Source organism: Fulvivirga kasyanovii (assembly GCF_009711405.1).
Taxonomy (GTDB): domain Bacteria; phylum Bacteroidota; class Bacteroidia; order Cytophagales; family Cyclobacteriaceae; genus Fulvivirga; species Fulvivirga kasyanovii.
The window spans coordinates 1-7,277 of sequence record NZ_SMLW01000367.1 but is presented as its reverse complement, the minus strand read 5'-3'; the positions used below and the strand labels follow the sequence as shown (position 1 = coordinate 7,277).

The following is a 7,277-nucleotide window of genomic DNA, read 5'->3' as shown; positions in this document are numbered from 1 at the left end:
TAAAAATATGGTCTGTCCACGCTGTATAACAGCGGTCAAGCAAATTGTAGACAGGCTTTCAATACCCTATACTAACCTTGAACTGGGTGAGATTGAAATGGAAATACCTTTGGATGATGAAACTGAAAAGCAGTTGAACGAAGCGCTGGAAGAAGTTGGATTTTCATTGATTGATGATCGTAAAAGCAGGTTGATTGAACAAGTGAAAAATTTGATCATTCAAAAAATTCATCATTCAAAAGATGTGATAAATATAAAGTGGGCGGAGTATATTGGCGATCAACTCAACTATGATTACAAATACCTGGGAATGCTGTTTTCATCGGTAGAGAGTATTACGCTGGATCAGTACATCATCCGGCAAAAGGTAGAGCGTGTAAAAGAACTAATGATTTATGACGAGCTTACCCTGAGCCAAATTGCTTTTCAATTGGGCTACAGTAGTGTTGCACATTTGAGCAGCCAGTTCAAAAAAATCACCGGAATGACACCCTCACAATTCAAAAGCACTATGGGTTTAAAGCGAAAAACACTGGATAATATCTAATCACTGACGATTGTATAAAACGTTTAGCAAATTCTGTAATACAAACCTTCTCCACACTTCCGAAATTTGTTTTGTTCAATTTAGGATTCAAACTTGAAAAAATAGTTTATGGAAGCGTTAGATATTAGTGAACCAAAGAGCATGCATACTGATAAGAACGGGAAAATTGTAAAGAACTCGTTTCCTGTCACGGGAATGACTTGTGCCGCCTGCGCCTCCAGCGTGGAATCTATTCTAAATAATACTCAGGGAGTAGCCAATGCCAGTGTTAATTTTGCCAGCAGTTCCGTTTTGGTTGAATACGACCAATCCCTTACCCCAGATGCCTTACGGAACGCATTGCAATCAGTGGGCTATGACCTGATCGTAGATGTGGAGGATCCAAGCGAAGCACAGGCAGAGAGGCAACGTGAGCATTATCAGAATGTGAAAAACCGCACCATCTGGTCGTCCATTCTGACACTTCCGGTCTTTATTCTGGGCATGTTTTACATGGACTGGATGTCGGGGCGGTGGATTTCATTGGCTTTTACTATTCCCGTATTGTTTTGGTTTGGCCGGAGCTTTTTCATCAATGCTTTTAAACAGGCCAAACACGGCAAAGCCAATATGGACACATTGGTTGCACTTAGCACCGGAATCGCTTTTATTTTCAGTTTGTTCAATACCCTGTTTCCTGAGTTCTGGCATAACCGGGGTATTCACCCGCATGTATACTACGAGGCAGCCACCGTGATCATCACCTTCATTTCTTTAGGCAAGTTGCTGGAAGAAAAAGCCAAGTCCAATACCTCGTCAGCCATCAAAAAACTAATGGGTCTGCAGCCTAAAACACTCAAGGCTATCGTCAATGGCGAAGAACAAGAGATTCCGATTGCCTCGGTGCAAAAGGGCTACACCATTGTGGTGCGCCCGGGAGAGAAAATACCCGTAGACGGGACAGTGCTGTCCGGCAGTTCCAATGTGGATGAAAGTATGATCACGGGGGAACCGGTACCTGTGGCCAAGACCAAAGGCGAAAAAGTCTTTGCCGGTACGGTCAATCAGAAAGGCAGCTTCCAGTTTGAGGCCGAGAAAGTAGGCGGGGAAACGCTGCTCTCACAAATCATCAGAATGGTGCAGGAAGCTCAGGGCAGCAAGGCCCCGGTTCAGAAACTGGTTGATAAAATTGCCGGAATATTCGTGCCGGTGGTGATGGCCATTTCTATCGCCACTTTCATTGTATGGATGTTTGTAGGTGGAGATGATGCCTTTACACATGCCTTGCTTACATCAGTAGCTGTATTGGTAATCGCTTGTCCCTGTGCGCTAGGGCTGGCCACCCCTACAGCCATCATGGTTGGCGTAGGGAAAGGAGCAGAAAATAACATTCTGATCAAGGATGCCGAAAGCCTGGAGCTTGGTCACAAGGTCAATGCCGTAGTATTGGATAAAACCGGAACCATTACTGAAGGTAAGCCTACGGTTACTAATCTTTTTTGGTCGGATAAAGCCCATGAAGACTACCATGCATCCGTTTTACTTGCTCTGGAGGCTCAATCGGAGCATCCATTAGCCGATGCGGTTGTAAAAAAGCTGAAAGAAGAGGGAGTGCAATCGGAAGAATTGAAAGACTTTGACAGCATCACCGGAAAAGGGGTAAAAGCAGCTAATACTTCAGGGAAGTATTACTTCATCGGAAACACCAAACTGATGGCTGAAAACCACATAAACATCCCTCAAGATATTCAACAAAAAGCAGCCAAATGGCAGGAGGACGCCAAAACAGTGGTCTACTTTTCGGATGATCAGGAAGTGTTGGCGGTATTGGCCATAGCTGATAAGATCAAGGCCACTTCCAAATCAGCAATTGAAAAATTAAAGAAGAATGGAGTAGAGGTATATATGCTCACTGGGGACAATAATCAAACGGCCAGGGCAGTGGCTCAGCAGGTTGGCCTCACCGATTTTAAAGGCGAGGTGTTGCCATCCGATAAAGCGGATTTTGTGAAAGAATTACAATCCAAAGGAAAGATAGTAGCCATGGTAGGTGACGGTATCAACGACAGCCATGCCTTGGCTCAAGCTGATGTAAGTATTGCCATGGGACACGGCTCGGACATTGCGATGGATGTGGCTAAAATGACCCTAATCACCTCAGATTTGGAGTCCATTCCGAAAGCACTGAAGCTCTCTACCAGAACGGTAAAGGGTATCCGCCAGAACCTTTTCTGGGCATTTATTTACAATGTGATCGGGATTCCAATTGCTGCTGGATTGCTTTACCCCGTCAACGGCTTTCTACTTGACCCTATGATTGCCGGTATGGCTATGGCATTTAGTTCAGTATCGGTAGTAGCAAATAGTTTGCGGCTGAAAACAACTAAGATTTAGAAATCAAATTTTCAAACTTTAAATAGACTAACAATGGATACTTTAAAATTTAAAACAAACATCAATTGTAGTGGATGCCTCTCTAAGGTAACACCCTTCCTGAATGAGGAAAAGGACATAAAAAAATGGAAGGTTAATCTTGAAAGTGAAAACCGTGTGCTCACTGTTGAAACTTCAAACCTCAATGCGGAGGAAGTAAAGAAAACAGTTCAAAAGGCCGGTTTTAATGCTGAGGTTATATGATTTAATCAAGCTGACCTGAGCAAATATTTAGATTTTTAGCGACCTTTTCGCTTAAATAAACTTCATTCTTATCATCTACCAGGAGTTTGACTGACCCGTCAAACTCCTCCTTTTCAATGATTACCCACCTCTGGCCAAGCTGCAATCCCTTATTGTCCAAATGATTTAAAAAGTCTTTAGCATCGGTAGCCACACTTCGGAAAATATAGCTTTTGCCCGGTTCTGCTTCGGAAAGTGGGATAATACTCAGGTTTGGAAAGTTGCCGTCTTTATCTGGTATGGGATCACCGTGGGGATCTGTCTCAGGATACTCAAGAAATCTTTCCAGTCTTTCGGTGAGTAAAGAAGATTGCACATGCTCCAGTTGTTCGGCAATACTATGCACTTCATCCCATTTAAAATCCAGTGTCTTGACAAGAAAGGTCTCCCAGAGCCGATGTTTTCGTATGATTTGTTTTGCCAGAAAACTACCCTGATCAGTTAAAGTAATATTGTTCTTATCCTCTATCAAGCCTTTTTCATAGAGCCGTCTGAGCATGTCGGAGACCGAAGCGGGACTGTTCTGCATTCTTTCGGCTACTGCACTTACCGTGACGTTAGTCGCAGTTTCTCCGAGATAAAATATTGCCTTGATGTAATTCTCAATCGTAGTGGATATCATTTGAATATTTAGATTAGTCTAAAATTTTATTTTTGTTTAACAAATTATTAAGTTTGTCTAATCAACAATACAATATATGGTAAACATAAAAATAAAATATCTGGTTTTTGTTTGTTCGGTGTCCTTATTGTTTTATTCATGCGATGAGGTTTTTCCTGAAGCACCGGCAGAAAATGAATTGTTAGACGGCCCAATGGAAGGCCTTTCATTTTCGGAGCAAAACAGGTTTTTGGCTGGAGACGTAGCGTTCAATGATGAGATTTTTACACCGGAGAGTGGTTTGGGCCTATGTTTGTGGCCACTTCCTGTGGAAGCTGTCATCCAGGAGATGGGAAAGGTCATCCTTTCACCACGCTTACACGATTTGGGCAGACATCACCCAACCAAAATACAAACATCCCACCTGGAGCCCCACAACTTCAGAACAGGGCCATTCCGGGATTTGAGCCGGAGAGGCTACCCTCTGGAGTCCCTTTTATGAAGTTTACTCCTCCCGCAGTTACCGGTCTTGGGCTGTTAGCGGCACTCACAGATGCACAAATACTTGAAAATTCCGATCCTGAAGATATAGATGGAGATGGTATCTCTGGAGTTCCCAATTACATTACCCCTCCCGATTACTTCCAACCGCAATGGTTTCATCAATCCTTCAGTGGTAAATTCATTGGTCGCTTTGGAAAGAAGGCTGCCTCCATTGATTTACTGCAACAAACTGCCACGGCATATAATCAGGATATGGGCGTGACATCTACATTTGAACCGCTCGATGTGGCCACCGACCTCACAATTGATCCGGAGGTAAGCGATCAGACTATAAGGGACGTAGTGTTTTATTTGAGAACGCTTAAAGCACCAATTCAAAGGGATCGTGATGTTTCTGATGTCATCCATGGTCAACAAATCTTCTCTGATATTAAGTGTGGCTCATGTCATATCCCCACCTGGACGACCCCTGAATCTGATATTGAAGCTCTCAGCAATAAGACATTTTATCCTTACACAGATTTGCTGCTTCACGATATGGGTGCAGGCCTGGATGATGGAGCTACGGAAGGCTCAGCAGAAACGTATGAATGGCGAACACCACCACTTTGGGGGCTTGGCCTTTCAGCAGATTCACAGGGAGGTGAGTTGTTTCTGATGCACGATGGCCGTGCAAAAACGCTTGAAGAGGCTATTTTGATGCATGGTGGGGAAGGGTCCACCAGCCGGGATAGCTTTGAGCAGCTTAGTGAAACAGATAAGCAAAAACTCCTCACATTTCTTAAATCTCTTTAGCCACATGGACAGAAAAGAATTTCTAAGATTAATAGGAGGCTCCTGCTTAGCGATTGCTGGAATTGCCCCGTTTTTTTCAGGCTGCACTTCCATTCATAAAGTGAGTGCCGTGATAAGTGATAATAAGCTAAGGTTATCAAAGAATGAATTTACCAGTGACCAGGGAAAACCACTGGAAGTGGTATTGGTAAGGGCAGCATCTTTGGCCTTTCCTATTGCCTTATACAGAATCAATCCGGAAGAATACATCGCACTTTGGATGGAGTGTACGCATAAAGGGTGCGAAGTAAATGCACAACCCAATTATCTGGTATGCCCCTGTCATGGTAGTGAGTTTGATGCAAAGGGCAATGTAGTGCAAGGCCCGGCAGAAACTAATCTCAAAACTTTTAACATAACCACAGATCATGAAAACATCTACATTTATTTATAAAAATCTCAAACTGCTATTGATTCTTGTTTTTTCGGGAATGGGAGCATCTGTATTGGCACAGCGGGTAAGTACTGATACAACATCCATCCAAATGAATATGGATGCCGTTTATAACCGTCCGTTTTTGAAGGCAGGCAGTTTTCCGGTGGCCCTGGGTGGTTATGTTGAAGCACATGGGCAGTATTTTGTGACAGATGGAATTAGCGAGGGCATTTCTTTTAAGATACCCAGAGTGACGCTGTTCGTTTCTTCCTCAATCCTGGATCGGATTAAATTCCTTTCTGAAATAGAGTTTGAAGAAGGCACCAAAGAAATAAACATTGAGTTTGCTGCTCTTGATTTTGAATTTCACCCCTTATTTAACTTCAGAGGAGGGGTTATCATGAATCCCATAGGTGCCTTCAACCAAAACCACGATGGGCCTAATTGGGAATTTGTAGACCGTCCCATTTCAGCTACCACCATAATCCCGGCTACTTTCAGCAATGTCGGGTTTGGTTTTCATGGTAAAACCTATCAGAAGCAATGGGTATGGGCCTATGAAACTTACGTGACCAATGGGTTCAATGATCAGATAATCGCAAACAGCGAAGGTCGCACCTGGCTACCGGCTGCCAAAGAAAATTTAGATCGGTTTGAAGAAAATTTTAATGCCGTTCCACTGGTTACATTGAAAACGGCAATTCGTCATAGGAAAATTGGGGAAATCGGGCTTTCATGGATGGGGGACGTATACAACAAGTATGAGGAAGATGGACTTGTTTTGGATGTAAAAAGAAGGTTGGATGTATTTGCCATAGACTTTAACACCACAATCAAAAAAAAGCTTGACATCACAGGCGAGTGGGTGTGGGCATTCCTGGATGTGCCGGATAGCTATTCACAGCAATTTGGCACTCAGCAACAGGGAGGATTTGTTGATGTTGTTTACACGGTTATAAAGCGTAAGATGCTGGGGTGGGAAAATGCCAGAATCAATCTGGCTTTGCGCCTGGAGCATGTAGATTACAACGTAGGATTATTTAATGAAACCGGGGGTACTATCCATGATGACATTCAGGCAATTGTTCCGGCCATTAGTTTCCGTCCATCTGCTCAGACGGTGATTCGGGCCAACTACCGCTACATGTGGGAGACGGATTTGCTTGGAAACCCACCTGTAAAAACCGCAGGAATAGAAATTGGTGTTTCCAGCTATTTTTAGATAACGGGTTATGGTTTTACGGGGTAATGGGTTTGGTGAACAATGAAGTCTGTAACATCGTTAACCTTTATAATAACACTTTGCAATACCCTTGCATTGCATTTATCCGTATATTTGTATTCAATGAAAATCGCATGCTACATATTAAGTTTTTACTTCATGGCCCTTACAGGGGTAGCATGTGCTGACACATTGCCTTTAGACAATACAAAGGATAATGTTTCAGTTATTAGCAGCACTGATGGGAATCATAACCACGAGCACCAAAGCGATTGGGACGGATGTTCCCCGTTATGCGTTTGCCATTGCTGTCATGTACACTTCGTTTCAGCAGCCGGAGTTGATTTCACACACCTCGTGAAATTACCAGCGGTTTACACTTCTTATTTTCAGGATTTCAGCAACGCTGATATCTCTGGTTTTCTTAAACCTCCAATGTCATAATTTCCTGCGTTTAGAAGGATCAGTATGTCTGACCGATAAAGTCTTTTATCAAGATGCAAGGTCTTTAATCATCCTGATAGCTCGCTAAACATCC

At 43.2% G+C, this 7,277-nt stretch carries 9 protein-coding genes; 8 read left to right on the top strand and 1 reads right to left on the bottom strand.

From position 1 onward, the window contains the following. From E1163_RS04135 to E1163_RS04125, 3 genes are all read left to right on the top strand, one after another. A partial coding sequence (locus E1163_RS04135) for a helix-turn-helix domain-containing protein (protein ID WP_221417927.1) occupies nucleotides 1–547 on the top strand: 547 nt, incomplete at its 5' end. Between the two features lie 108 nt (nucleotides 548–655). Then, nucleotides 656–2,920, top strand: coding sequence for a heavy metal translocating P-type ATPase (locus E1163_RS04130; protein ID WP_155169766.1), 2,265 nt, complete (start codon nucleotides 656–658; stop codon nucleotides 2,918–2,920). 33 nt (nucleotides 2,921–2,953) lie between these two features. Then, nucleotides 2,954–3,163: a heavy-metal-associated domain-containing protein gene (locus tag E1163_RS04125; protein ID WP_155169764.1), complete on the top strand. Its 210-nt coding sequence runs from the start codon at nucleotides 2,954–2,956 to the stop codon at nucleotides 3,161–3,163. Nucleotide 3,164: 1 nt separating this feature from the next. Here E1163_RS04125 and E1163_RS04120 read toward each other — a convergent pair whose 3' ends face one another. After that, entirely contained in the window at nucleotides 3,165–3,824 is a 660-nt protein-coding gene (locus tag E1163_RS04120; protein ID WP_155169761.1) for a metal-dependent transcriptional regulator, read from the bottom strand. 76 nt (nucleotides 3,825–3,900) lie between these two features. Here E1163_RS04120 and E1163_RS31150 point away from each other — a divergent pair, with 76 nt between their 5' ends. Genes E1163_RS31150 through E1163_RS31510 form a run of 5 tightly spaced genes read left to right on the top strand, consistent with a single transcriptional unit; the run spans nucleotide 3,901 to nucleotide 7,183 of the window. Next, nucleotides 3,901–4,305 (top strand): hypothetical protein, encoded by a 405-nt coding sequence (locus tag E1163_RS31150; protein ID WP_246223499.1) that lies wholly within the window; start codon nucleotides 3,901–3,903, stop codon nucleotides 4,303–4,305. Next, nucleotides 4,302–5,102, top strand: coding sequence for a di-heme oxidoredictase family protein (locus tag E1163_RS04115; protein ID WP_246223497.1), 801 nt, complete (start codon nucleotides 4,302–4,304; stop codon nucleotides 5,100–5,102). The genes E1163_RS31150 and E1163_RS04115 overlap by 4 nt, the downstream gene beginning before the upstream one ends. 4 nt (nucleotides 5,103–5,106) lie before the next feature. Beyond that, on the top strand, nucleotides 5,107–5,535 hold the full coding sequence (locus tag E1163_RS04110) for a QcrA and Rieske domain-containing protein (RefSeq protein ID WP_155169758.1): 429 nt from the start codon (nucleotides 5,107–5,109) through the stop codon (nucleotides 5,533–5,535). Then, on the top strand, nucleotides 5,510–6,739 hold the full coding sequence (locus E1163_RS04105) for a hypothetical protein (protein ID WP_155169756.1): 1,230 nt from the start codon (nucleotides 5,510–5,512) through the stop codon (nucleotides 6,737–6,739). The genes E1163_RS04110 and E1163_RS04105 overlap by 26 nt, the downstream gene beginning before the upstream one ends. Before the next feature lie 42 nt (nucleotides 6,740–6,781). Next, nucleotides 6,782–7,183, top strand: coding sequence for a DUF6660 family protein (locus tag E1163_RS31510; RefSeq protein ID WP_343033745.1), 402 nt, complete (start codon nucleotides 6,782–6,784; stop codon nucleotides 7,181–7,183). Nucleotides 7,184–7,277: the final 94 nt, after the last annotated feature.